This window comes from Trichocoleus sp. DQ-A1 (assembly GCF_039961955.1).
Lineage (GTDB): Bacteria > Cyanobacteriota > Cyanobacteriia > Cyanobacteriales > FACHB-T130 > FACHB-T130.
The window spans coordinates 193,479-218,530 of the sequence record NZ_JAMPKE010000001.1 but is presented as its reverse complement, the minus strand read 5'-3'; the positions used below and the strand labels follow the sequence as shown (position 1 = coordinate 218,530).

25 protein-coding genes are annotated in these 25,052 nt (G+C 47.9%); 14 read left to right on the top strand and 11 right to left on the bottom strand.

Going from position 1 to position 25,052, the window contains the following annotated elements; genetic code table 11:
• Positions 1 to 81: 81 nt before the first annotated feature.
• The 4 genes from NDI33_RS00975 to rpmI form a co-directional block, all read right to left on the bottom strand.
• Positions 82 to 609: a tetratricopeptide repeat protein gene (locus NDI33_RS00975; protein ID WP_190413797.1), complete on the bottom strand. Its 528-nt coding sequence runs from the start codon at positions 607 to 609 to the stop codon at positions 82 to 84.
• 97 nt (positions 610 to 706) lie between these two features.
• Positions 707 to 1,480, bottom strand: coding sequence for a transporter substrate-binding domain-containing protein (locus NDI33_RS00970; protein WP_190678581.1), 774 nt, complete (start codon positions 1,478 to 1,480; stop codon positions 707 to 709).
• Between the two features lie 98 nt (positions 1,481 to 1,578).
• Positions 1,579 to 1,935 (bottom strand): 50S ribosomal protein L20, encoded by a 357-nt coding sequence (gene rplT / locus NDI33_RS00965; protein WP_190413799.1) that lies wholly within the window; start codon positions 1,933 to 1,935, stop codon positions 1,579 to 1,581.
• Between the two features lie 105 nt (positions 1,936 to 2,040).
• Positions 2,041 to 2,238 carry a 50S ribosomal protein L35 gene (gene rpmI, locus NDI33_RS00960; RefSeq protein ID WP_190413800.1) on the bottom strand — a complete coding sequence of 66 codons (198 nt, stop codon included), beginning with the start codon at positions 2,236 to 2,238 and terminating at the stop codon, positions 2,041 to 2,043.
• Positions 2,239 to 2,368: 130 nt separating this feature from the next.
• Between rpmI and NDI33_RS00955 the strand changes: the two genes are divergently transcribed.
• A complete protein-coding gene (locus tag NDI33_RS00955) occupies positions 2,369 to 2,812 on the top strand; it encodes a late competence development ComFB family protein (RefSeq protein WP_190526900.1) in 444 nt (147 codons plus the stop codon).
• A gap of 54 nt (positions 2,813 to 2,866) precedes the next feature.
• On the opposite strand, the gene galK is transcribed toward NDI33_RS00955, so the two are convergent.
• Together galK and NDI33_RS00945 are read right to left on the bottom strand one after the other, a co-directional pair.
• The gene (galK, locus tag NDI33_RS00950; protein WP_190678579.1) at positions 2,867 to 3,925 is read right to left on the bottom strand and encodes a galactokinase; all 1,059 of its coding nucleotides are present in this window, start codon (positions 3,923 to 3,925) and stop codon (positions 2,867 to 2,869) included.
• A gap of 184 nt (positions 3,926 to 4,109) precedes the next feature.
• Entirely contained in the window at positions 4,110 to 4,583 is a 474-nt protein-coding gene (locus NDI33_RS00945; protein ID WP_190413802.1) for a tryptophan-rich sensory protein, read from the bottom strand.
• A 688-nt stretch (positions 4,584 to 5,271) separates the two neighbouring features.
• Here NDI33_RS00945 and NDI33_RS00940 point away from each other — a divergent pair.
• The 4 genes from NDI33_RS00940 to NDI33_RS00925 all read left to right on the top strand — a co-directional run bounded on the left by NDI33_RS00940 (position 5,272) and on the right by NDI33_RS00925 (position 8,904).
• Positions 5,272 to 5,922, top strand: coding sequence for a PEP-CTERM sorting domain-containing protein (locus NDI33_RS00940; protein WP_190436301.1), 651 nt, complete (start codon positions 5,272 to 5,274; stop codon positions 5,920 to 5,922).
• 145 nt (positions 5,923 to 6,067) lie between these two features.
• Positions 6,068 to 6,682: a PEP-CTERM sorting domain-containing protein gene (locus tag NDI33_RS00935; RefSeq protein ID WP_190678274.1), complete on the top strand. Its 615-nt coding sequence runs from the start codon at positions 6,068 to 6,070 to the stop codon at positions 6,680 to 6,682.
• Positions 6,683 to 6,817: 135 nt separating this feature from the next.
• Positions 6,818 to 8,107 carry a choice-of-anchor tandem repeat NxxGxxAF-containing protein gene (locus NDI33_RS00930; protein WP_199302578.1) on the top strand — a complete coding sequence of 430 codons (1,290 nt, stop codon included), beginning with the start codon at positions 6,818 to 6,820 and terminating at the stop codon, positions 8,105 to 8,107.
• A 74-nt stretch (positions 8,108 to 8,181) separates the two neighbouring features.
• Positions 8,182 to 8,904, top strand: a complete 723-nt coding sequence (locus tag NDI33_RS00925; RefSeq protein ID WP_199302577.1) for a PEP-CTERM sorting domain-containing protein — start codon at positions 8,182 to 8,184, stop codon at positions 8,902 to 8,904.
• Position 8,905: 1 nt separating this feature from the next.
• On the opposite strand, the gene NDI33_RS00920 is transcribed toward NDI33_RS00925, so the two are convergent.
• Positions 8,906 to 11,263 (bottom strand): ATP-dependent helicase, encoded by a 2,358-nt coding sequence (locus NDI33_RS00920; RefSeq protein WP_190678574.1) that lies wholly within the window; start codon positions 11,261 to 11,263, stop codon positions 8,906 to 8,908.
• 238 nt (positions 11,264 to 11,501) lie between these two features.
• Between NDI33_RS00920 and NDI33_RS00915 the strand changes: the two genes are divergently transcribed.
• A complete protein-coding gene (locus NDI33_RS00915; protein ID WP_190678271.1) occupies positions 11,502 to 13,322 on the top strand; it encodes a glycosyltransferase family 39 protein in 1,821 nt (606 codons plus the stop codon).
• Between the two features lie 307 nt (positions 13,323 to 13,629).
• Here NDI33_RS00915 and NDI33_RS00910 read toward each other — a convergent pair whose 3' ends face one another.
• Positions 13,630 to 14,730 (bottom strand): RuBisCO accumulation factor 1, encoded by a 1,101-nt coding sequence (locus tag NDI33_RS00910; protein ID WP_190678268.1) that lies wholly within the window; start codon positions 14,728 to 14,730, stop codon positions 13,630 to 13,632.
• A 244-nt stretch (positions 14,731 to 14,974) separates the two neighbouring features.
• On the opposite strand from NDI33_RS00910, the gene NDI33_RS00905 reads away from it, so the two are divergent.
• The 4 genes from NDI33_RS00905 (at position 14,975) to NDI33_RS00890 (ending at position 19,486) form a co-directional block, all read left to right on the top strand.
• Positions 14,975 to 15,919 carry a response regulator gene (locus NDI33_RS00905; RefSeq protein WP_190678265.1) on the top strand — a complete coding sequence of 315 codons (945 nt, stop codon included), beginning with the start codon at positions 14,975 to 14,977 and terminating at the stop codon, positions 15,917 to 15,919.
• A gap of 66 nt (positions 15,920 to 15,985) precedes the next feature.
• Positions 15,986 to 16,687 carry a bifunctional demethylmenaquinone methyltransferase/2-methoxy-6-polyprenyl-1,4-benzoquinol methylase UbiE gene (gene ubiE, locus NDI33_RS00900; protein WP_190678263.1) on the top strand — a complete coding sequence of 234 codons (702 nt, stop codon included), beginning with the start codon at positions 15,986 to 15,988 and terminating at the stop codon, positions 16,685 to 16,687.
• A gap of 140 nt (positions 16,688 to 16,827) precedes the next feature.
• Positions 16,828 to 18,057, top strand: coding sequence for a DUF445 family protein (locus NDI33_RS00895; protein WP_190532681.1), 1,230 nt, complete (start codon positions 16,828 to 16,830; stop codon positions 18,055 to 18,057).
• A gap of 46 nt (positions 18,058 to 18,103) precedes the next feature.
• Positions 18,104 to 19,486 carry a serine/threonine-protein kinase gene (locus NDI33_RS00890; protein WP_190678260.1) on the top strand — a complete coding sequence of 461 codons (1,383 nt, stop codon included), beginning with the start codon at positions 18,104 to 18,106 and terminating at the stop codon, positions 19,484 to 19,486.
• A 70-nt stretch (positions 19,487 to 19,556) separates the two neighbouring features.
• On the opposite strand, the gene NDI33_RS00885 is transcribed toward NDI33_RS00890, so the two are convergent.
• Positions 19,557 to 20,012, bottom strand: a complete 456-nt coding sequence (locus NDI33_RS00885; RefSeq protein ID WP_190678258.1) for a hypothetical protein — start codon at positions 20,010 to 20,012, stop codon at positions 19,557 to 19,559.
• A gap of 118 nt (positions 20,013 to 20,130) precedes the next feature.
• Here NDI33_RS00885 and NDI33_RS00880 point away from each other — a divergent pair, with 118 nt between their 5' ends.
• Positions 20,131 to 20,352, top strand: a complete 222-nt coding sequence (locus tag NDI33_RS00880; RefSeq protein WP_190413812.1) for a helix-turn-helix transcriptional regulator — start codon at positions 20,131 to 20,133, stop codon at positions 20,350 to 20,352.
• A 329-nt stretch (positions 20,353 to 20,681) separates the two neighbouring features.
• Here the strand turns inward: NDI33_RS00880 and NDI33_RS00875 are convergent, their stop codons facing one another.
• On the bottom strand, positions 20,682 to 21,077 hold the full coding sequence (locus NDI33_RS00875; protein WP_190678255.1) for a hypothetical protein: 396 nt from the start codon (positions 21,075 to 21,077) through the stop codon (positions 20,682 to 20,684).
• A gap of 333 nt (positions 21,078 to 21,410) precedes the next feature.
• On the opposite strand from NDI33_RS00875, the gene NDI33_RS00870 reads away from it, so the two are divergent.
• Positions 21,411 to 22,310 (top strand): class I SAM-dependent methyltransferase, encoded by a 900-nt coding sequence (locus NDI33_RS00870; RefSeq protein WP_190678252.1) that lies wholly within the window; start codon positions 21,411 to 21,413, stop codon positions 22,308 to 22,310.
• A 364-nt stretch (positions 22,311 to 22,674) separates the two neighbouring features.
• Here NDI33_RS00870 and NDI33_RS00865 read toward each other — a convergent pair whose 3' ends face one another.
• Complete coding sequence (locus tag NDI33_RS00865; protein WP_190678249.1) at positions 22,675 to 23,658, bottom strand: AraC family transcriptional regulator; 984 nt, start codon at positions 23,656 to 23,658, stop codon at positions 22,675 to 22,677.
• 359 nt (positions 23,659 to 24,017) lie between these two features.
• On the opposite strand from NDI33_RS00865, the gene NDI33_RS00860 reads away from it, so the two are divergent.
• Positions 24,018 to 24,521: a cupin domain-containing protein gene (locus NDI33_RS00860; protein WP_190678246.1), complete on the top strand. Its 504-nt coding sequence runs from the start codon at positions 24,018 to 24,020 to the stop codon at positions 24,519 to 24,521.
• Complete coding sequence (locus NDI33_RS00855; protein WP_199302576.1) at positions 24,521 to 25,048, top strand: cyclophilin-like fold protein; 528 nt, start codon at positions 24,521 to 24,523, stop codon at positions 25,046 to 25,048. Before NDI33_RS00860 ends, NDI33_RS00855 begins: the two co-directional genes overlap by 1 nt.
• Positions 25,049 to 25,052: the final 4 nt, after the last annotated feature.

The window sequence follows — 25,052 nt, the reverse complement described above, 5'->3', positions numbered from 1 at the left end:
GCACAAAGGTTTGCGCCCCTACAATCGTTACGTTTTATTTGAGTTCCGCGGGAGGCAGAGCCTCAGGGATGACAAGGCGTTTTAAGTCGAGGGAACCAACCGTTTCCGCAAGGATTCGGCGCGGCGCTTGGCGGTGCCATTGTCAGGCTCGTGCTTCAGCGCTTCCTCATAGCTTTCCAACGCCTGAGCAGTTAACTTCTTCTTCTCGTAAACATGACCCAGATTATTGAGCGCCGTGACATAATTTGGAGCTATTTTCAAAGCTTCTTTGTAGTTGCGAATCGCTACGTCGTACTGCTCTTGGGAGAAGTAAGCAAAGCCTAAGGCATTGTAGATAGGCGCGAGGTTTTCCTCTTCGGCATCCTCAGCTTTGAGTGCTTTTTGAAGCAGCGAGATTGCCTGGGTGTAAAGTTTTTTATCTAAATAGATGCTGCCGAGTTCGTAAAACTCTTGGGTTGTGCATTTGTCGTTTTGCACCTTATTTTGCAGCCGGGAGAGGACACTTTCAACTTTGCGGGTTTTGAAAACCTGGCGCACAACTGCCCAACCGGCAACGGCAAGCAGTACCAGCAACAAGGAGAGATAAAAAATTGCCAGAGAGTTATCCATTGCCCTTCAAATACAGAGATTAATTTGCTTTCTCTATTCATTATGGGACGTGATTGCGGCGGAGGTAGATCGCCACAGGTGCCCTATCGGAAGTTTTCTAAAATCGGTTGGTATCGCTCTGGGGGAGTCCCCAATACTTAACCCGTTCTTGCAGCCAGCCTTCTCGTTTCCAACGCGCGATCGCATCATTTACCCGTTGCCGCAATTGATTGTACTGCAACCCTTTGGGCATCACTACTGCTAGCGGCTCCCCCGACAGGCGTACCGGCAGCAGTCGGTACTGGGGGTATTCCTGCACCCAGCCGCTGAGAATGCTGGCATCGGCGGCGAAGGCATCGGCGTTACCCGATTCCAGGAGCGATCGCGCCTGTTCGTAGGAATCGACGCCAATTAGCTGAACTTGGGGGATCAGATAGCGCACCGTAGAAATCGTATCCGATCCTTTCAAAACGGCGACTTTTCTCTGTTGCAGATCGTTAAGCCTTTGTAAGGATGCGTCCTGAGTGACTACAGCGGTGCCGTCTAGGTAGTAAGGAATGCTGAAGTTGACCAAGCGATCGCGCGAAGCATTTTGTGTCACCCTCGCGATCGTCAGATCGACCGTTCCATCCACCACCACCGAGAGCCGCTCTCGATTCGCCACCGGCTGCAACTTTACCGCATCGGGTTTATCTAGGAGTTCTGCTGCTAAACGCTGGGCAATGTCAATTTCCAGCCCTTGCAGTTTGCCTTCCCCATCCCGAAAAGCCAGGGGACGGACATTGTCTTTCACTGCAACAATTAGGTAGCCGCGCTCCACAATCTCTTGTAGCTCGGCAGCAACCGCTAAGTTTGGCGTTTTTATACTAGCAAAGAGCCAAAGAAAAAACATTCCCAGGCGGTGCCTGGGAACGAGGCTGGCAACAAACGAGTGGCGAGCTTCATTCATCCCACCCTCTGGGAAGGACAAAGCCCTACATCCTTCATCCTTTACCCTTGAGCCTGTGTAGCGAGTTGCAGCACTTTGTCAAAGCCAGCGGGATCGAGAACAGCCATCTGCGCCAGCATCTTGCGATTAATCTGGACATTTGCCTTTTTCAATTTGCCCATCAGCTGGCTATAGCTAATGCCGTGCTGACGTGCTGCGGCGTTGATACGGGTGATCCAGAGGCTGCGGAAATCGCGCTTGCGCTTCTTGCGATCGCGGTAGGCGTTACGCAGCGCCTTCATGACCTGTTGATTGGCTGTCCGGAACAAAGTTGAATGAGAACCTCGGAAGCCTTTGGCTAGTTTGAGAATTTTTTTGCGGCGTTTGCGAGCAACGTTACCGCGTTTTACCCGTGTCATGGCTAATTATTAGTTGTTATTGATCGGTGGTCAGCAGTCATTCGTCATTCGTCATTAGTCATTAGCAATTGACTAGAGACTCATCATAGAAAGCAAATTGCTTCCTTACAAATAGGGCAGCATCAAGCGCACATTTTCTTCATCGCGTTCATGCACCAGAGCCATTTTAGAAATCCGCCGTTTCCGGTCAGAACTCTTGTGCTGTAGCAAGTGACTTTTGAAGGCTTTGCGGTGGACGATTTTGCCGCTGCCGGTGGCTCTAAAACGCTTTGCCGCTGCTTTACGGGTTTTCAGTTTAGGCATGGATGGTCTTTAATTCGACACAATCTATAAAGTTAGCACTATTTAGGCTAATTAGACAAGTTATAAATTTCAAATCTAAGGCAGAATCATAGGATTGCCGTTTGAAATGCGATCGTCAGGGAGAGATGCAATGAGTCTAGAAAAGCTCACGATAGGAACAATTGTCGAACAAGCTTTGCAGGACGGATATATGACGCCATCTCTAGCACAAGAGATTGGCAGCATCTGCGAAATTTCGGAAATTTCTGTTGACGACTACATCGCTTTAGATCGCTTATTCGGGCAACTTTTAACCGATGAAGCGATCGCGATTCCCGGAAAACAGTTTATCAATGTGATGGAAGCATTGGTGCTAATAGAAGCGAGCGTGCAGGTGCTAAAAATGGAAGTAACCAACCCTTGCCTTCTGGATCTGGGAGAGATTGCTGCTTATGCGCTCAATCGACTGCCACCCCTCTATGCCACCACTGAGGAAGGCGCTAGCTTTCAGCGTCAGCGTGGCAAGGAGGAACTTCGAGAGTTAATTACCCAGAAAGTTAAAGAAGCGATCGCGCGATCGCCGATGCCAGGATGATTCGGCTGCTCGCCCTTCCCCTGAGTGTATAAAGTGTATACCGCTAGCTTCGCCTTACTGAACCAGAATCCGTCCGGTGTAACCCGATCCGTTGTAGCGTTGAAGTACATTTTGGGCGATCGCTTCTGCCTTCCCAACCTCCACCAAAGCAACGCAAGCACCTCCAAACCCAGCACCTGTCAAGCGTGCGCCGAATACACCACGGGTTTCTTGCAACATCCTCACCAGCGTATCCAACGCCGGTACGGAAACTTCGTAATCGTCCCGCAAACTGGCATGAGAAGCATTCATCAACTCGCCAAAGCGCTCCGCAGAGACTCCCTGTATCGCCTCCAGCACCCGATTATCCTCTGTAACCACATGAAGAGCGCGACGCCGCAGCGGTTCGGGTAAAGACTCTACAGCTTGCGGATCGGTGATATCTCTGAGCGCCTTCACTCCCAACAACCGCGCTGCTTCCTCACAATCAGCGCGTCGCTGGTTGTAGCCACTTGCCGCCAGGGTACGAGGCACGCCGCTATCGATTACCACAATTTCTGCTCCCTTTGGGAAAGGAAGAACTTGACGTTCCAGCGTGCGCGTGTCCAGAAACAGCATCGAATCGGTGTCAGCAAGGCTCGACGCCATCTGATCCATAATTCCGCATTGCACGCCAGCATAGTGAATTTCCGCCTGCTGTGCGAGTTGGGCGATTTGCACATCATCGAGAGTGAGTGAAAGTAGCGATCTCAATCCTCTGAGAGTCGCCACTTCCAGCGCCGCACTGCTAGACAAACCCGAACCGATGGGAACGGAGGATGTAACGTACACATTAACCGGCGGGATAGTCTTACCTTCCTGCTCTAAAAGTCGGATACACCCAAATACATAACTTGCGAAACTAGACGGCGTATGAGTGCTTTCTAAAACGTCTACTTTTTCGTCAAGTTCCGCAGAGTAAAAGTGGTGCTGTTCATCTTTGCTAAATCCCAATTGTACCGTCGTTTTTTGGGGGATAGCTGTTGGGAGGACAAATCCATCGTTATAGTCCGTGTGTTCGCCTAGTAGATTTACTCGTCCTGGTGCGCTGGCTTCGACTTCTGGTTCTGTACCGAATACTTGTTGAAAATTCATCATGGTTTGTTGAGAGAAAGTACCTAGCGATGTTTATAATCGCAACTTCTGCCCCCCTTCAGAAGAAGGAGGGCAGAAATTGCGAGAGCTTTTATCAAACGAAGTCTGTCTTCGCTGACTGTCGAGAGGCAAAGTTTCGGGTCTTTACAAATAGATTTCAAACCGGCTGAGAAGCCTTTCCTAACTATATAGACTCAGGATTCAGTTGAATCATCTCCCAAGTCGTATAGGTTCCAACTGGACTCCAAAGCACATAGGGGAGTAATAAAAGAGCCGATAATCCAGAAATCGGTAATACAAACAATGCTAAAAGAACCCCTAAAATAACGCCCGATCCCCCTAATAGCGTACCGACTGTAAGGCTGCGGAGTCTGAGCGTGGTAGGAATGTAAGCGACTGTGACAATTTCCAAGAGTAGGTAAAGTGCCATCAACAACCAAGTTTTGAGGCTACCTGGATCTTGTTCCCAAATTATGGTTGCTGATAAAGCTCCGCCTGCAAAAACAATCGTCCAGATAAACGGAATCAGAGGCTCAAAGACAAGCCAACTAGGTCGGGTCAAGTTTTTGACCCATTGAGTATCGCGCGGTCTAAACAAGAGACTTCCTAGCGCAACGAATAAGGTCACGCCCCCAATAATCATCATTGAATTAATCATTTTTTTACTCTCTGCGATCGCCTAGCGTGCCAAATGGTTTATCGCTATACTTGCGCTCCCGATTGAGCTGAAGCAACCTGTACAAATCGATCGTGTCAATTTCAAGAATGACTTTAATCAGTCTTTGGTGTGAGAGTGTGGGTAATTTTGACTGTTATTCGCTTCAAAGCACTCTTTATCTATCAAAAGATAGATTCAAAATTTCAATCTATTCTAGATATAGAACTTCCAGTTTTTTCTACTATTTCTGTGGTGGTAGATGAATCTCATAAATGAAGGGAGTTTAAATAAAGTATTGATTATGCATCTTCCTTAAGTCTGGCTTGTTTTATCTAAACCAAAACTTCATAAATTCTCAGTAGAACTACTTAAAGCCAGACCGACCGAATCATGAGGTCTTTAGGGGTTTTTTCGTTTTCTTGGCTCTTCAAAGTTTATTGTTTTGATAAAGATTCAGTATAACTACTAGCATTTTTCCTAAAAAATATGTGAAACTTTCATGACAAGCGAAAACACTCTAAAAAACCTGGCGATTGCCAGATTACCAGCCTAAGTAATTTCCGCAAATATTTATCGCTTCTGTTGAGCGCCAAAGATACACAGTTGCCCTTGGTAAGACAATTGTGGCGATCGCACTTTGGATCATTTCCAATATCAAAATTAAGCTTTACGGAGGGAGGGTTATTTCATGTCTATTTCAACTACTTGGAATAAGTTATCAATGGCTGTTGCCGGTGCAACATTGATTGTAGGAACATTTCATTCGGCTCCTGCGAACGCCATAACATTTAAATTTCAAGGGGATGCTGAAGACGCAGGCTCAGTTGAAGGCAGCTATACCGTCGCCGATGATATCCTCAAAACCTTAGTTAGCGATGTACGGATACAAGCTCCTTTCCTACAGGTAGAGAATCCTTTGGATTTTTTTTCCTTTACCGTGAATGGCAATAACATCTTTAGTGGCAAGCCATCATACTCATCTTTAACATCTTTAATTCCGGTAAATGGAGTCTTTGCTTTCAGGGAGGTTTTGAGACTAGACGTTATAGATGATCGGGGCCTATTTTTCGCCTTTAAGCTAGATGTCGCAACCGCTGATGAAGGACTGATAGAACCGGTTGACCAGTGTTTAGTTAAAGAATGTCAAGGATTTCTGGGTTTTGCCCTTGGAGGTGGAATCAACTCTCCACCAGGCGTTATCGGAGGTGGCTTTGTTCCGCATAAACCTGTGAATGATGTCGAATCCGTACCAGAACCAACGGCAGCGATCGCGCTAGGTATCATCGGCGCTTCTATGCTAATCCGCAAAAGAAAATTATCGTCCTCGCTACACGCCTAAACTAGATTTCAATTAGCAATATTTGCCAGAATTAACTGCTTTGCTACAGCTGGCAATCCCTAAGAATTTGGCAGATTCATGACGATTGCATAGGCAGTTAAAAGCACCGAGTTTATCAACATTCAACTTTACTGAGGCTCGTTTTATGTCTACTTCAACAATGTGGAAGAAATTGTCAATAGCTGTTAGTGCAGCATTTTTGGCTTTGGGAACAGTTAATTTGGCTCCTGCGAACGCCATAACATTTAACTTTCAAGGGAATCTTGACGGAGACTCAGTCGAAGGCACCTACACCGTCGCCGATGAAATTCTAGACTTATTAGTCAGCGATGTACGCATAGGAAATTATCTAGATGTCAAAAATCCTTTTGATTTTTTCTCCTTGAGCGTGAATGGCAATAATATCTTTAGTGGCAAGCCATCAGACTCATCCTTAACATCTTTAATTCCAGTAAATCAAGTCTTTGCTTTCAGAGAGGTTTTGAGGCTAAATGTTAAGGAGACAAATTTGGACTTTCAGCTAAGTGTAGCAACGGCTGATCAGGGGCCAAGAGAACCTGTTTCCCAGTGTTTAGTTAAAGAATGTCAAGGATTTACGGTTTTTACGGCTCCAGGCGTTAACGGATATGGATTTGTTTCCCATAAACCCGTGAATGTTGTCGAGTCCGTACCAGAACCAACGGCAGCGATCGCGCTAGGTGTCATCGGCGCTTCTATGCTAATCCGCAAAAGAAAATTATCGTCCTCGCCACAGGCCTAAACTAGCTTCCAATTAGCAATATTTGCCAGAATAAACTGTTTTACTACAGTCTGCACATTCTGGCAAATTTTTGGTAATTGCAAAACAAGTAACTCCTCTTGTCGCTAGTCACTCCATTTCAAAAGAGAAATAGCTATGAAATTACACTTGAGCATTCCCACAGCATTGATGGGCTTATGCCTCAGCTTTTTGGCAGCGGGAGAGGCGCAAGCTGCCAGCTTTACCTTTACGAAAATTGCGGATACAAGCGATCGCTTCAGTTCCTTTCTGTCATCTCCCGCCTTAAATAATGCTGGAACCGCCGCCTTTTTGGCTGGACTAGATACAGGGAGAATAGGTATTTTCACGGCCAATGGCTCCACAATTACCACGATTGCCAACACCAATAATTTCTTTAGTAGCTTTCGTACTCCTCTCTCCATTAATGATGGAGGAACCGTCGCCTTCAGCGCTGTCCTAGCTCAGGTAGCCACAGGTATTTTCAAGGGGAACGGAACAACAACGCCCACTCCTGTCGCCCTTGCTTTCCCTCAATCCGACTCGAATGGTATTGAGTCACCCTGGATTGATGATGACGTTATTGTCGCGAAGGACTACTTTAGTGATTTTTATTCGCCCTCGATTAATAATGCCGGAGTTGTAGCTTTCATAGAGAGACTTTACCGGGGCGAACGTATTCTCACCAGCGAAGGAAAAGTTATCGATACTATCTTTTATGGCAGCGTCAATTCTCCCTTCATCAATGATGAAAGAACTGTAGCCTATAGAATTGAAAGTGGGAATCCTAGCACGGTAATTGTTACGAGTAACGGCACTACAAGGACTATCGTTGCCAGCATTGGAAATAATTATCCTGAGGATTTTGCCTTTGGTTCCCCTGCCCTCAATAATGTAGGAACCGTTGCATTTTATGCTCCCCCGGCTATTGATCCAAGCAATGATTGGTATACTCCGCCAGAGCCATTTGTGGGAGGAAAAAATGCAGCTTTGTTCGCTAGCAATAGCAAAACAACAACCTTAATTGCAGACACGAGCGGCTCCTTGAACGGCTTTCTTGGCGTTCCCTCAATTAATGATGTGGGAACTATTGCCTTCTTTGCTGAACTGGATGCAGGCGGGACAGGGATCTTCACTGGAGCCGATCCCCTAAAAGATAAGGTAATTAGTACTGGTGATACTCTATTTGGTTCCACCGTAACGTCCCTTAGTTTTTCGCGGGAAGGATTAAATAATGCTGGTCAGGTGGCATTTCTTGCCAGTCTTGCGGATGGCACTATCGGCATTTTCCGCGCCGATCCGGGAGTGTCTAGCGAACCGCCAAAGGATGTTCCAGAACCCGCTTCAGGTTTGGGTTTACTCGCATTGGGTGCTTTGGGTGCTGGTTCAGTGATGCAGCGTCAACAGAAACAGCAGATCGACGACTAATCATAGATAGCGATCGCATTCCACTTTTACCCATTCCCACTTGCAACTTCTACAATTTTTGAGAAATGGCTTGTATGGCTACCTTCAGAAAAACACTTTCAGCCTTAGTCTTCAGCACAGTCTGCTTTTCCTTATCTGCACTGATGGCACCTAAAAGCGTGCAGGCTGCTACATTGACTACATTAACTTTTGATGAGCTGCCGACTCAACCAGCGGATGATTTGAGTTTTAAGGGCGTTACATTTGACTTTAAAGTAAATGGAGAAAACTCAACTGCTGCCACCTACAATGTTGAAAGAAAATTGAATCTCGGAGGTTTGTTCGGCGTTGAAGAAGCATTTTATTTCCTTGATTTATCACCCCCCGTCTTAGAGATTGGTGCGCCAGGAATTTTAACACTTGACTTTGCCATGTCTACTTCTAATATTATGTTCGACGTGGCGAAGCTAGGGGATTTTCGCTTTCAGCCTCTACCCAAATTAACCGTCCAACTTTTTGACGAAGACTTCACTTCTCTTGGCATCACAGAGGTGATTCTGGATAAAACATTCGTAGACGACTTTCCTTCCCCACTCAGAATTAGTGTTTCCGGCACTACTTTTACTTACAGCGGCACCCCTGTAAAACGGGCAGTTGTAGATTTCACTAACGAATTAGGTTCATGGGGATTTGACAACCTTAGTTATCTAACCACCGATCGAACCGCTTCGGTTCCCGAACCAGCTTCTGTATTGGGTTTACTGGCATTGGGTGCTTTCGGTGCAACTTCACGACTTAAGCGCAAACAAAAAAAGTAAACTAACTCGGCATCCTAGACAGAGCAACCACCGATTTAGGAAAGCGACTCTTTAACGCGGGTATCACCGGACACGGTTTTTTCTCCTGTAAATTGTCTTGATTATTCCAGTTGAAGGTGTTCCAGCGGAAAGGTCCCTTTTGAGCAGCTGCCATCCAGAGTAGGCGCTTCGCTCGTGTCATCGCCACGTAGAGGAGGCGGAATTCCTCTGCGTTTTTGAGCTGTCCCGCTTGTTCCCAGGCTGCGGGTGCTGGGGGTAAGGGATATTGACCGTGGAGACTGGCGCGAATCTGCGCCCTAGCGACCTCTGCTAGGGTAAAATCGCCCAGGAATTGGGCAGCAGTAGGCACCCAAGGACTGCCGGGAATACTATCTTCGTGCAGAAACGGCATAAAGACATAATCCCAGTCCAGTCCCTTGGCTTTGTGCATCGTAATGATGGTGAGTTGACCGGCGCGGACATAGCGGGCGTCTGTGTCTTCAGTTTCTACGGGTTCAAAGCGTTCGGAATTCACAATTTCGCTTAAGACTTCCAGAGTGGAACTCATGGAACTGTTGCCGTAGGTTTGTTGGGCGATGCGTTCGGCTAATTTATCCGCTGTGGCGAGTTCGGACGGGTCGTATTTTAAGGTGAGAGCGAGAAAGGTAGGCAATTGGTAGTGGGGCAGTTCCAAGCGGGCGCGAAGCAAACTGCGACAGTACCGCGCCGCCTGATGCACGGGTGGCGTTTGGGGAGGATCGAGCGGGCCGGGATAGAGAAATTGCTCTGGAAAAGTGGCGAGGGCGTTGAGGTCTTGGGTGGGAATCAGCTGGCGCTGTACGAGTACCTCTAGTGCGGCTTTTATATAGTCGGGGGAGTGGGGGCGATCGAGAAATTGTAAGAGGGCGAGGATTTCGGTGGGGACGTTAGAGTGGCGATCGCTCTGGGAAACATCGTACACCTCAATCTTGTGCTGGCTTTGCAGATAACTCAGCCTTTCAGCCACAAATCGGGCTTGCCGATTTTCCCGCACCAAAACTGCTGCCCGACCTTTGGGATTTTTCTCAAATAATTCGATCGTCCGTTCTCCGATCAGCTGGACGGTATGGTAAATGTCGCGGGGGGTGTAGATTTCCAATCCTCGACCCGTTGGTTCGGGGTTGGCGTCAGATTGGGGATCTCCTGCGGCAACGGGATGAATGGTTTGGGGACGAAAGGGCAGTTCAGTTGGGTTTTGGGAGGATTTTGACGAAGTTGTTCCTCTACGGTCGGGTTTGCCTCCATAGGTGTGATTCACCCACTCCAGGACGAAGTTCGCGGCGTCAACAATGGTCTGACTACTCCGACCCGCCCGATCCATCGTTGCCAAGCGTTCCTGGGCTTGGCAGGCTTCGCAGAAGCGACGGAAGTATATCGGATCGGCAGGGGTGAAGGTGGAGTTAATTGCCTGGTTGGGGTCTCCCACGCGCACCAAGTTGAGGGCTGGGGAATGGCTTGCGGGTTGAGCGGCGAGAATTTCTAAAAGTCGGCTTTGGAGGGGGCTAGAGTCTTGGGCTTCATCTTCAAAGACGGCAAAGACTTGGTTTTGCCAAAGTTGGCGGGCGCTTTCGTTTTGCAGCACCCGCAGGGCACCGAGAATCATTTCGTCGTAGTCGATCAAGTCGCGCGATCGCAATAAAGCTTGATATTGTTCGTACAACCCAGCAGCGACGCTCAAAATTCCATAATCATCCGGCGTCTGTCTTGCCAGTTCCCACAAATTTTCCGGCAACAATCCAGAGCTTTTTGCTTCGTGAATGACTGTGTTAGCAAGACTGGGCAACACTTCGGTGCGTAAAACTGCCTGACGGCGCAACCGCTCGGTTTCTTCCCCATCAAATTGCAATCCCTCCAGCAGCGTGGAGTAGCGCTGAGGATTGTGGGAAATCCATCGCTCTACGCAGTCTCGAATCAAGCGGTGGCTTTGGTTTGGAGAAACCAAAGTTACCGTTTCCAAATTCAAACCCGATAGCTCTGGATGACGGGTGGCAATATTCAGTGCCAAACCGTGCAACGTATGAACAACAAAGCCAGTTTGCGGTAGTCGCAAATCCTCCCGCAGGCACTGCCGAATCTTGGCTTTAATATTTGCCGCAGCCGAGCGAGTAAAGGTGACAACGACTAAATAGCGTCGAGTATGCAATTGGTAACGAGCGATCGCTAAAGCCGCCGCCACTGCCATCCCAGTCGATTTACCCGCACCGGGTACGGCAGAAACCGCTAAAGGGCCACCTCGCCAGTCAGCCATGCTTTGCTGCCCCGCTCGCAACCCATTGCGGAGTCGCTGCATTGCCTGTTCGCGCACTGCTGCTAGCGACACCTGAGCCAAATCCGGCACCATTTGGGCTGCTGTACCATCTGGGTGAATAAGATTATCGTCATTCATGGCTAATGGCTTGTGAGAGTTTTGAGTTTTGAGTTGTGGAGTCGCGGTTTGTCGCGTCTAAGGTTTAAGTTTTGAGGTTTGAGTTGTAGAGTCGCGGTTTATCGCGTTTGAGGTTTGAGTTCCAAGAGAATTTTTTAGTTCAAAATTTAACACTTAAAACTTTTTACTAATTAGCAGCTAACAACAGAAAAACATGAATCGCCTAAAGTTCTTTCTACATTATTTAGCGCTAGCTGGGGTAATTGTCTTGGGCGCTGCTTTGCGGTTTTGGCATCTTGACCTGAAACCGCTGTGGCTAGATGAGGTGATTACAGGGTTATTTAGTTTGGGACGGACTTACAATGATGTCCCGCTCAACGTAGTTTTTCCCCTATCAACCTTAAAGCAAATTTTTACCCTGAAGCCAGACGTTAGCTGTGCTGAAATTGCTCATACACTTGCAACTCAGTCTACCCATCCTCCCCTATTTTTTTGCCTGATGCACGGCTGGCTAAAAATCCTCAGCCATGAGTACGGACACGGCGCTACCGTCCCCCTACTTCTCAGCACTGACTTGCGATCGCTCCCTGCAATTTTCGGAGTCGGCGCGATCGCGGCAATTTACTGGCTGGGACGCATCGCCTTCTTCCCCACTGTCGGTTTGATGACCGCCGCAATCATGGCGGTTTCCCCTTTTGGCGTCTACCTCTCCCAAGAAGCACGGCACTACACCCTTCCGGTGCTGTTGATTACCTTGGCACTGGTAGGATTCATTCAAATTCAGCAAGATCTGGAAAAAAATCGGCAGACGGGATGGCGCGTTTGGCTTGGCTGGGGCGTTGTCAACAGTATTGCCTTCTACGTCCACTACTTTTTTGTCTTAGCTTTCGTGGCGCAGCTGGTGACGCTCCTGACGATATTTTACTGGCGGCGGCGATCGCTTAAAATTCACACCTGGGTTGGGCTGAGTCTGACAATTTTGGGGATTGTACTCAGCTTTCTGCCTTGGTTGCCGGTACTACTGGGACATTCTGGACGTTCGGAAACCAGTTGGCTTCCGTCTCCCCATAATGTTGCGCCCTTATACCAAACTTTGGTCGGTTGGCTGCTGATGGCGATCGCCCTACCCGTAGAAAGTCAGCCTTTATGGATTGCAATTCCATCGGGGCTGCTGATGCTTCTATTTGGCTGTTGGCTGGGAAGGCAAATTTATAATTTTTTTAAGGGAAAGAGGCAATTAACCGCCTCTGGAGGGCGCACGCAGGTCAATCCAAGTCGTTTTAAAACCCTCTATTCCTCAGCAATTTTCGCCTTGGGTAGTTTCACTTTTTGCGTGCTGCTGCAATTCTTAGCCATTGTCTACCTGCTGGACAAAGACATCACCATTGCCCCTCGCTATCACTTTGTCTCTTACCCAGCTTTGTGCGCCCTTTTGGGAGCTATCCTCACCATCGGGACTGTGGCAAAAGAATTGCCGACTGAAGATGCCCAAGAAAATTTTGATGGAAATGCACGAACTCAGCACCAAAGCCAAGATCCATACTTACTCCTGAGTCCTCAGTCCTCAGTTGTACTGCTAGTTTGCCTTCTCAGCAGCGTCTTTGTCGTTTTTAACCTAGCATTCCTAAAGCCCTTTAACCCCCTGCAAGTCTCCCACCACATGAACTTAGAACCGACCGTTCCTCTAATGGTTGTGGTGGGATACAACGATTCCCAGGATGTCGCTTTGGGGTTAAGCTTTGCCCTTGCTGTCGATAAAATCCGGGCACCTCGCGTCGGTGATTTTGAGCCGGAGGGCGAAAAAGCCTACTTTGCTTTCTTAAACGCGAAACCTAGTTATGATGCCCTTTGGCAAAATCTCTCTGCCATCCAAACTCCTTTGAAATCGCCCCTGAACTTGTGGGTAGTTGCCCCTGGACTCAAGCGGGTTGATTATCCCCAATCGTTGGCACTTGCCGAGTCAACGAGTTGTACGATTGACTCTACTCAGCACTACCGAATCGGGGTTCCTTATCAGCTATATCGGTGTCGTTAGCTTTTGAGTTTTGAGTTTAGGACTTACGTACTAGGAACGGCAAAATGAACCGCGTAAGTGTTGCGAAGCGCGATCGCAATCCTAAATGATTATGAAGTCTTGGCTCTCTCTTCTTACTCTTCCTAAGCGCTAACGCGAACGCGAGGCTAACGCCAACGCTGTTCCTAAAAAAATTTACAACTCAAATAGGACTGCTATATCTTCGCTTTAGACAAGAATAAGAGTTTGAGAGAGTTTTTGCCTGAGTCCTGGAATTAAAGAATTCTCCTGTAACTCAAAACTCAAAACTCTGATTAGCCATTGGCAACTATTCTTCAATCTGCCATAAATCCTTAGTCATGTCTTCATCGACAATTTTCTTCGGACGCAACACTAGGAGGATTTGTCCCAAGATGGGGACAGTAGGAGCATCGGGGAACCAGTGAAGTTGCAGCTCTCCTGACTGGTCAACGATAAAATAGCTGCTGTCATTCCATTCTTGTCGAGATCGATCGATGAGAACTAGAATTCCTTCCGGTTTGTTGGTATGTTGGCTGGGCAACTGGCTGCTGTTGCAGAGAATGACGACCGGGTCTTGTGCGTTCAAGACGACTTGCCAACCGGGTAGAGACACCCAAGATCCACTCCAAGAAGTTTGCACTAACCGGAACGGCTCAATCTGTTCTACTGGGGGAACCAATTGCAAGTCTGCGGGTGTCAAGGGCAAGGCACCGGCGACGGGTATCGTCCGAGGTAGTTGTTCGTCCTCGTCCAGTCGGTACAGGGGTAAAGTAGGGGCGCGACGAGGGGTAGCCCCAGCGACTCCTTCGGTTAGCAGCTGTTCGATTTGATTTCGGGCAGTTTGGCTGTGGGCAAACATTAAGCCGCGTGCAATAAAACGCGATCGCTCTTGCAAATTACTTAATTGTTTTGCCCGTCTCCAATACTGATAAGCAACCGCGTCTCCAGGATGGTCGGTAAACCCCTGCGGTAGAGTCCGCATCCGGGACAATTCTTTCACATCTTTGGCGACTTCACGGGCAACATCGGCGTCGAGGTTTCTGGATCGGATAAAGTCTGCCGCGGCGACCCGTTCCGGCTCAGTCAGAATTCGCAATTCGTATAAAATATCACTGCCAGTGCGAGAATAGTGCGATCGCACTTCTTCTACTGCCCCACCGTTCACCAACGACGTATAGACTTGTGAACCTACAATTACTTGATTCTGATGTATTGGCTCAAAGCCAGTTGCCTCAAAAATCGCTTGGGTACTGTAACCAGCTTTTTGCAATTTGGCACAGGCGTGTCCCCAGTCAACCCAGGTTCCTTCTTTACGTCGGAGCGAGAACAGCAAATCTTCAACATTCACGTTCGCTGACTCTGGTTGAAGGCTACGATCGGGAGTGTCTGCGGAAGGTGTTTCAGTCATAATGACCTCAAAAAGCTTTTCATCGCTATCAAGCGACCAGGAACGTTTTTAAATGTATCGCGTTCGGGTCACGAATAAATTTACATGGCAAGTTTAGTTTGATGTCCGGTCTGTTTGACGCAAACCAGGAATTCCTAGTTATGTCATTTGTCCCGAAAGCGCTACTAAACAATCGGTCTTAAGATAGATGTTTTGTGTATCTGAATTTGCCTTAACAAGTTGACCAAGAGTTTGTTGTATCGTTATGGACAATGCTATTCCAGAGCTTGATAGTATCAGCCGTCAGTTAATGAGCCTAGAACGCCCCAAGAAGCCCAAAATGTTGGTGGTAGACGATGAGCCAGATAATTTAGACTTGCTCTACCGCACTTTTCGACGAGATTTCAATGTGCTGAGAGCCGAAAGCGGTATTCACGCCCTGGAAGTGCTGGCGACAGAAGGGGAAGTAGCCGTGATTATCTCCGATCAGCGGATGCCAGAAATGAAGGGAACGGAATTTTTGAGCAGAACCGTGCCCAAGTTCCCGGATACGGTACGAATCATCCTCACGGGTTTTACCGATGTGGAAGATTTGGTAGAAGCGATTAATTCTGGACAAGTCTACAAGTACATTACCAAGCCTTGGGACCCCAACGAATTAAAGGCGGTAGTCCAGCGGGCAGCAGATACCTATGAATTGCTAAAGCAACGCACGGAGGAACTGCATCGCGCTCAAGCACAAACGGCACTGCTGGCAACGATTGTACAAGTGGCTCAGGAGTCTCCTAATGTAGAGGCAACGCTAGAACCCATCGCCAGTGCCTTTGGCAAAAATTTCGCAGCAGATGGCTGTATTTTACAGCAGGTAGAAGGCAATCAGCTGGGAGCGGCAGGAACTTATAGTGCTGTAGGCGACACGGAAAACTGGCTGGAAAAAGACCCTCTGGTACAGGATGCGATCGCCTCTCGAAAACTTCAGGTTTGGGTAAATACTCCGGGAACGACTCTTCCAGCAAGTATCGAACAATACCAAGCTTCCGGTCTCCAGGCGCATCTAGCGATCCCGATCATCTATCGGAGCGACGTGCTAGCGTTGCTATCCCTCCAGTGGAAACGACCCTGTAAACTACGCGAAGATGAGTTGAAATTCATTCACTTATCCGCCCAGCAGATTGCTCTGGTTCTAACCACGACCCGCACTCATCAGTAATCGTTAAGGGCTAATGGTAATTTCCTAATTAGCCATTAGCCCTTACCTGTTAGCAACTGAAACATCATGACCTCTGAGCATATTCAAGCCATCTTTGACCGCATTGCACCCGTTTACGACGAGCTTAACGATCGCTTAAGTCTGGGACAGCACCGCGTATGGAAGCTGATGACGGTGAAGTGGAGTTATGCAAGTCGGGGAGATATTTGCTTAGATGTCTGCTGTGGGAGTGGTGACATCGCCCAGCTACTGGCGCGACAGGTGGGAGAGAAGGGTCAAGTATTTGGGGTAGATTTTTCACCGGCGCAATTAGCGATCGCCAGAGAGCGGTGCGAAAATAGGGACACCCAAAAGGAGTGCCCTATCACCTGGATAGAAGGAGATGCCCTCAATCTCCCCTTCCCCGACAACTATTTCGACTGCGCCACAATGGGTTACGGACTTCGCAACGTCACCAATATTCCCCGCTGTCTTGAGGAATTGCACCGCGTCCTCAAGCCGGGTGCCAAAGCCGCTATCCTAGACTTCCATCGTCCCAGCAATCGTTTCATGCGAAGCTTTCAGCAGTGGTATCTCGATACCATCGTCGTCCCAACCGCCAAAGAAATGGGATTGACGGAAGAATATGCCTACATTAGCCCTAGCTTAGATAAATTTCCCACAGGCAGCGAACAAGTGGATTTAGCTAGGAAAGCGGGATTTACCGCCGCTACCCACTATCAGATTGCGGGTGGGGTTATGGGCGTATTGGTAGTAACCAAAGCCTAAGATGGTAGTAGGGGGCAGCAGATGAGTTTTGAGTCATGAGTGTTGAGTTATGAGTTATAAATTGGGCCTAACTCAACACTTAAAATTCAACATTCATAACTTCCCTGAAAACGTAACCCCTGCCTAATTGGATCGCCGCCTTGAATTGGTCTAACCTCTGGCTTTACGTCAGTCCTCCGATCGTTGGTGCAATTATTGGCTATTTCACCAACGATATCGCCATTAAAATGTTATTCCGCCCCTATCGGACTCTTTACATCGGTGGGCGGCGCGTCCCTTTCACGCCTGGATTGATTCCCCGAAATCAGGAACGCCTAGCCAACCGGGTTTCTGACACGATTATGGGGTCGTTGCTGACGCCAGAAGAATTGCAAAAGCTGGCGCGACGACTGCTGCATACAGAACGGGTGCAAGGAGCAATTCTTTGGTTACTCCGATTGGCACTAGAGCAGGTCAAACCCGATGCCGAACAGAAAACCGCTAAAATTATGGCGGGAATTCTGCGGGATCTCCTGGGGGAATCGTTTCCCCGGCTGCTGAAAGTTTTAGCCCGCCGCGAGGATTTTCTGGAAGTCCAACTCAACCAAATTTTTGATAAGGTTTTGTTGGAATTTCAGCTCAGTGACGATCAGGCAAAGAAGCTTTCTGACTGGATATTGCAAGTGGTGCTACCACCAGATATTGTGCGGCAAGCTTTGATAGATTTCCTGACTGACCGCAATATTCAAGTCATTGATGAAGGCTTTCGGGCAAAGACGAGTGGCACTTACTGGGTAGTGGCGAATTTGTTTGGTCTTCGCAACACTCTGACGCGCCTGCGGACGTTTTGCCTGGATGAAAAAGAGGAAACAAATCAGCGGATAACAGAGTTGATTCTCTCTTTGGGAATTCGAGAACGTTTGCAGGAATGGCTGCAAAATCTCTCTTTACAAAATTTGCCGGTTTCGACGGTGCGCCAGTTGCGGAAAACGATGCGCGACAGCGTCCGCAGTTATATTCAAGAGCGGGGCGCTGATTTGTTGCAGGGATTGAGTGACTCTGTGGACTGGGAAAATATTGCTAAGTTAATCCTGGGTCGGCTGCGAACATCGCCTGCTGTCAACGCTTCCTTAGAAGTGGTTAGCAAAGAATTGGCTTTAATTTTAGAGCGCTATTTGGAGGAGGATCTGGAAAAAATTGTCGCTCAAGTAATTCCGATTTTGTCGATCGATCAGGTGATTATTGACCGAGTCAAGGGAACATCGGCGGCGGAATTAGAAATGGCAATTCAAGGCATCGTAAAAAGTGAATTGCAAGCAATTGTTAATTTAGGAGGCATCTTAGGGTTTGTCGTGGGTTTGTTACAGGGGGTTTTGCTGTTGCTGCGTTAAACTGTGCAAAAATTAACACGGTTCGTCTTGGAGTCTTTCGTAAGCTATGGCTTGGGCAGCTGGGCAGAGGTTATACGGCGATCGCTATATCATCGAAAGACCCCTGGGTCAGGGTGGTGTTGGGATTACCTATCTTGCTAAAGACAGAAAAGGCAATCAAGTTGTCATCAAGACGCTGAAGGACGATGTCCTCAACAACCCAGAACTCGCTTCTTTCCGGGATAAATTTCAGCGGGATTTCCGAGATGAGGCGCTACGCTTAGCCTTATGTCGTCATCCGCATATCGTGCAGATTGACAATGCTTTTCAGGAAGGCTCGCTTCCCTGTATGGCGATGGAATATGTGGAAGGGGAAGATTTATGGAAGTGGGTGAACAGGTGGGGACTGCTGTCGGAAATAGAAGCACTGCGCTACATTCAGCAGATTGGTGAAGCGCTTACCGTCGTTCACGATAAAGGGTTGCTGCATCGGGATGTAAAGCCGCACAACATCATGCTGCGTTCTGGGAAATTAGAGGCAGTTTTGATTGATTTTGGGATTGCACGGGAGTTTATCCGGGATACTACCCAAGCTCATACTCAAGCTTTAACCCACGGTTTTGCACCGATTGAGCAATATGCTGAGGAAGCGAGGCGAGGCGAGTATACGGATGTCTACGCCCTCGCTGCAACTCTGTATTATTTACTCACGGGAAAGCGCCCGACTCCGGCTTTTGCCAGAGCGGCGAAAGTTCCCTTAGAGGCACCGAGACAAATTAATTCTAGTATTAGCGATCGCGTTGAGCTGGCAATTCTCCTGGGAATGGAGTTTGAACCAGAGAATCGTCCTGCTTCCGTGCAAGCTTGGTTGGATTTATTCAATTTCAGCAGTCTGAATCAAGATGCGGCGACGTTACCCATCCGAAACGTTGAACCAGTCATTACTACGTCTGACACCACGCTTCCTACGACAATGTTTGTCTCTTCAGACGCTTCCCACAATAGGCTGAGTCCGGAGGTGGGGGAAAATTACCGTCAATTGCGGGATTTATTAGCAGCAGGGAAGTGGAGAGAAGCCGATATGGAAACGGCGGCGATTATGCTGAAGGTAGCCCGTCGGGACGAAGAATGGCTGGATTACGAACACATTGAATCGTTTCCAGGGCAAGATTTACGCACCATCGACACTCTCTGGGTAAACTACAGCAACGGACGCTTTGGCTTGAGCGTCCAGAAGCGGATTTACAACGAGTGTGGGAAAGATTTTGTCACGTTTGGCGATCGCGTGGGTTGGCGCGTCAACGAAACTTGGTTGTGGTGGAATGACCTCAATTTCACTTCCGATGCTCTCCCCGGACATCTTCCGGGATGGCGAGTCGGGGGTTCGGGGGGTGTTTGGGGTTGTTTTGTAACGGTTGGCGAGTCGCTGCTGGCGCGTCCCGATTTGTAAGGCGAATCAACTCAAGAGCGATCGCTTTGTTTTGAAGCAGCTGGTTCGCAAGATTTCTGGAAATTAATTCTTAAACAAGTTGAATTTGAAAATTTTCCATTGCTTGTTTTTTCTGGGCGTAGAGACTCCGCAACCTCCGCAATTGAGCCTCTGACAGCACAGATTTAATGACGCTCAGCAATTCCCCCCATCTGTACATTTCTGCCAAGGAAGGGGCTGTGTTTAGTTTCTGCTCGTAAAAATTTACCCAAAAGCCGGGGGCTTTATATTGATGCTTTCTCCAACGCTTGCGCCATCTGAGGAAATCTTTGGCAGTGGGTGTCTTTGCGCCTAAAACGGGTGGCAGATCCGCATAGCTGACAAACGTACTCACGCCTTTGCCAACAACGTGGATGACATATTGCCAGCAATCGATCCGATATATCTGTTCGGGGTTGAGGTTAAGCAAAAGCGCGATCGCTTCTTTCGTCACAAACCGAGCCAATTGATGAACAACCCTTGCTTCAGGCTGTGAGCTTGATATCATAATAATTAACTCCAATATCATGGAGTTTTTGTGGAATTAGCGATCGCTCTTCAGTTTCCGACGCCAAAGGGCGATCGCTTTTTACTGGATAAAATATTTTAGTCGAAATTTAAACTCTATGTCAAGAACAGAGTTAATAAAGTTGCGGATTAGGGAGTTTGCCGCCAAGGAAGGCTGGACGCTGAAGGAGGTTTCCGAACGTTCCGGAGTCTCATACAGCACCATCAAAACTTATGCAGTGTCGCCGGGAATGGTGATGGCTGACTTAGCGGCTTTACGAAAGTTAGCGCGAACTTTTGATGTGTTAATTGAAGATTTGTTGGAAGTAGTGCAAGAATAAGCGATCTCGTAACATTCAATAAAGTTTAAGTGAGCGATCGCTTTCTTGATACTGTGCCAAAATGAACCCAAGCGTCTCGGAATTATAGGAAATGCCTTGGGTAGCAGGACAAAAACTACATGATGGTAAGTACGCCATCGAGAAAGAATTAGGCGAAGGTGGCTTTGGTATCACCTATCTTTAGCAAGATAGGTGATACCAAAGCCTCTAAGTAAGCAACATCCAGATTCATTTTAGAAGCTTTGGTTCGCTAAAACACTATAGTTTTCCTATGCTGTTGCTAGTAACTTAGGGGTAAGTAAAAATTAAAACTTTCAGCAGAATTTATGCTATTCCTTTAAATTATCAACAGAAAATTCCTCAGCAATAATCTTCCAGCTAATCCATGCTTTTGGTTCTAGCAATACTCCTTCCACACCATATTCTTCATAAGCTTTATTAGGTTCAGGCTCACTTACCTTATCAAAAACTTTCTTAGTTTCTTTGAATCCATCTTTTTTGGGATCTCCTGCATAAATAGAGAAAGTTCTTTGGGATGACACTACATTTTTAAATATTAAGCAACAGGGAGCTGACATTGTATGGCTATTTGCAAAGGGATGAGGAGGATAAATTTCTAGACCAGAATGTATATCGATCATTAGGTCGTTGCCCACAATATTAAATCCACTAATATTACTTTCAGTGAAGTGGATGTCATCATAAAAGCCTTTAACTAATACCATTATTGAACCTTCTCCAAACCTGTAGTAAAAACGTACTGGTGATCTATTTCACTTACCTCCAGCTTGGATGTACCAGCAGGACATCTTCTTTGGATGCGATCACTTAATTTCTATCTTAATGGGGACGTGGGTTCTTCATTTTTAATTGTGGAAATGTCTTCTCTCGCGTCGAGACTGGCAACTTGTAGCCAAAAGTAATTTATAGCGGTTTGTAAGATTTGTAAAAGACGAGTGATGGGAAGCGATCGCTCTCTCTTGTCATCTAGTTTTCACAAGCGATCGCTTCTGGCAAGATAAGGAGAAGCGTCACATTCACAAAGGTCATCAGTTGCTATGCGTTTGAAGCGAATCCTTGGCTTTTTGGTGTTGTGTGCGGGTGTTAGCAGCCTCTTCATCTGGCAGGAAGGGCGATCGCTACCCGTCTCCCAAGCTCAACCTCCACCCTTGCCGGAGGGGGTGCGATCGCAGACTGATGTGCCTTATGTGCCAACACCTAACGAGGTGGTGACAGCAATGCTAAAGATGGCTGACGTCACTCAAGATGATGTCGTCTACGATTTAGGTTCTGGCGATGGCAGGCTGGTTATCGCAGCCGCGAAGGAATTTGGCGCGAAGGGTGTCGGTTTCGAGATTAACCCCCGACTAATTGAGGAAAGTAACGAAAAAGCTAGATTAGCCAGTGTGAGCGATCGCGTGAAGTTTGTCGAGCAAGATTTGTTCCAAACTGACCTCAGCGAGGCTACCGTGGTGACGCTTTACCTGTTGCCTAAAGTTAACCTCCAACTGCGACCGAAACTGCTGCGCGAACTCAAACCCGGAACGCCCGTTGTATCTCACCAGTTCGACATGAAGGAATGGAAACCCGATCGGACTGAAGTGTTGCGGGTCGGTTCTCGCATTCATAGAGTTTTCTATTGGGTGATTCCCGCACAGGTAACAGGAACCTGGCAATGGAATATGCAATCCGTTGGCAGCAAAAACCCCTACACGCTGCAATTACGTCAACAGTTCCAAGAAGTTACGGGAACGGTGAGAATGAGCAATGACGAAATACCAATTACTGAGGCGAAATTAACCGGCGACCAACTTAGCTTTAAAGTTACACAGCCGAAGCAAGGGAAGCTAGTAACCATGCAGTTTAATGGGCGCATTTCTGACAACACCATTATTGGAAGCGTGGATATATTAGGCGGTGCCAAAGTAGATAGACGCAACTGGTCAGCCCGACGCTAATACTAAATTGGTCAAATTCCTTTGATGCAAGAGTTTTAAATTTTACTCTAACGCGAGCAACGAAAGAGCGATGATTGCCCGAATTAGAGGAGTTAGATAGATTGTATGAGTCTAATGAAATGATAGTTAGCCTGCTTCGTTTCTCGGTGGGCGCGTACCGTAACATTGTCTGTAGAGTGTCATCCTTAGACCTCCTGCATGAATAGGAAAGCAATGTGCCAGTTAGCGATCAAGGTAAAGGAGAATCGGGAAAACTTTAGGAAGAAGGACGGCAAGAGGGAGTTAAAATGCCCTATAACGAATTAGAACATCTATCCGGTAGAAACTTTTAGCGACTTCTGGCAAGATTAGGAGTCTTGAAGAGTCATATTGAACCAGCAGTCTCCCTGGCAGCTTCTCGCAGCCGCTCCACATCACGCATCGGTGGTGCACCAAAGAGCCGCTTGTATTCCCGGTTGAAGTGCGAGGCGTCATCATAACCCACATGGTAGGCAGCACTGTTAGCGTCAAGGTTTTGCCCCAGCATCAGACGGCGAGCCTCTTGAAGCCGTAGTTGCTTCTGAAACTGTAAAGGACTCATAGCAGTGACTGACTTGAAGTGATGGTGGAAGCCTGAGACACTCATGCCAAGCTCTCGTGCGATGCTTTCAATCCGAAGCGGCTGGTTAAAGTCTTTGCGAAGTCGATCGACGGCTCTGGCGATGTGGTGGGTGTAGCCACCTAGAACGGCAATCTGACGCAGCCGATTTCCGTGCGTTCCCATTAGGAGTCGGTAGATAATTTCCCGTTTAATCAGGGGTGCAAGCATATGGGCTTCCGCAGGAGAATCGAGAAGCCTGACAAGCCGCACCACAGCATCCAACAGGTCTGCATCCAACGGACTCACGTCGATCGCTTTTACACTAGCACCCCGTTGCGCTGAGGGATAGCCTGCCTCAACCATAGCTGAGCCAACGAGGGTAGGGTCGAGATCGAGACGAAGGCCTAGGTACGGTTTTTCCTGAGTTGCTTCTAGAATTTGGCTGGCAATCGGCAGTTCGACTGTCCCCAGCAGATAGTGCATCGGATCGTACTGATAGCGATCGCTGCCTAGAAGGACTTCTTTACTGCCCTGAGCGATCGCACAAAAGGCAGGAATAGAGACACTATGAAAGCATTCCGAAGGAGACGAGGTGCGATAGAAGTGCAATCCTTTCAGCAGCTCGATCGCTCCATCTTGACGAATCGCTTGGGCAATTCGCTCCCTTAGTTCCTCTCGGTTGGCTTGCGCTCGGTCTGCTTCACGCTTTGCCTGAGGGTTATTCATCAACGCTCTATCGGACTTTTCACTCGTTCTTGCAGCGTTCATTTCTGATGTCCGTTCAAATCGATTTATAGACACATCAAGGTCTAGAAAGGGGTTGGCAGCTAAGCCTGTAAAGAATCTAGCGTGGCTTGAATAGAAATGGCTGTAGGTTTGCAGGATTGTACAACGATCCTAGACGATCGTCCTATTGCTTGCCTTTCAGGATTCCTAGAATGAGGTTAAAGCAATGAAATGTGATTCCGGCTGCTTGTAAGCGTCTGGATTTTTATTCAAAAGAAAACTCAGGTTTGATTGGTCAATCGCTTCTGGCGATTGCACGAGAAGCATCCTTAAATCCACGGTAGGCATTGGTCGCTGTGGGAAAGCTTTGCACGGCTAAGCACAAACATGGAGGAACAGAAATGAAACGGCTCACGATGCCTGTTATGGCATTTTCCTTATTGGCTTTGGGGTTTGCACAGGCAGGTCATACACAAGTTTCATCTGGCGATCGCCCACAGACTGTAGAAATCACACGGAATGGTTCGCAGCCTTCCACTGAAGGGTCAGCCGACTATTTCACGGGTTCTGTCCGCATCAATCCCCTGTTTCCAGTACACGATCCATCACACACATCTGGCGCAAGTGTCACCTTTGAGCGAGGTGCCCGAACTGCATGGCACACCTATCCCTTGGGGCAGACGCTCATTGTGACGGCTGGAGTTGGCTGGGTTCAGCAGTGGGACGGTCAAATTCAGGAAATTAGACCTGGTGATGTCGTCTGGATTCCACCCGGTGTGAAACACTGGCACGGAGCTACAGCCACTACAGCCATGACTCATACTGCCATTCACGAGGCGCTCAACGGCAGCCCTGTGGACTGGATGGAACAGGTCAGCGACGAGCAATATGGAGGACGATTTTGATGCTTTCGAGGTGGCTTCCCACTAGAGGAAAAAACGGTCAGAAGCGAATGCTGGTTTTGGTTCTCGCTTTAGCAATGTCCCTGTGTTCCTCAGCCTGCCGTGCCGACAACAGTATGACCAGAAATGCCCCGTCAGAGATACCAACTGAACTATCAATCGAGCAGGCAAACAGGATGAAGATCAACATCAGGGTCGGAAACGAAGTCGTGACAGCCACGTTGATTGATAGCAAAACCACTCAGGATTTTATTTCCCTGCTGCCATTAACGCTGACGCTGGAAGACCACGCGAACACCGAAAAAGTTAGTGATTTGCCAAGACGATTATCAACAGAGGATGCACCTCCGGGCAGCGATCCTACGGTTGGAGATATTGCTTATTACGCTCCCTGGGGGAATTTGGCGATGTATTACAACGATTTTGGATACTCAAACGGACTCATTATCCTCGGAAAAATTGACGGTGACATCGAGGCATTGAATGTGCTTGGTTCTTTCAAAGTGACGATCGAGTTGCGATCGCAGTAAAGAG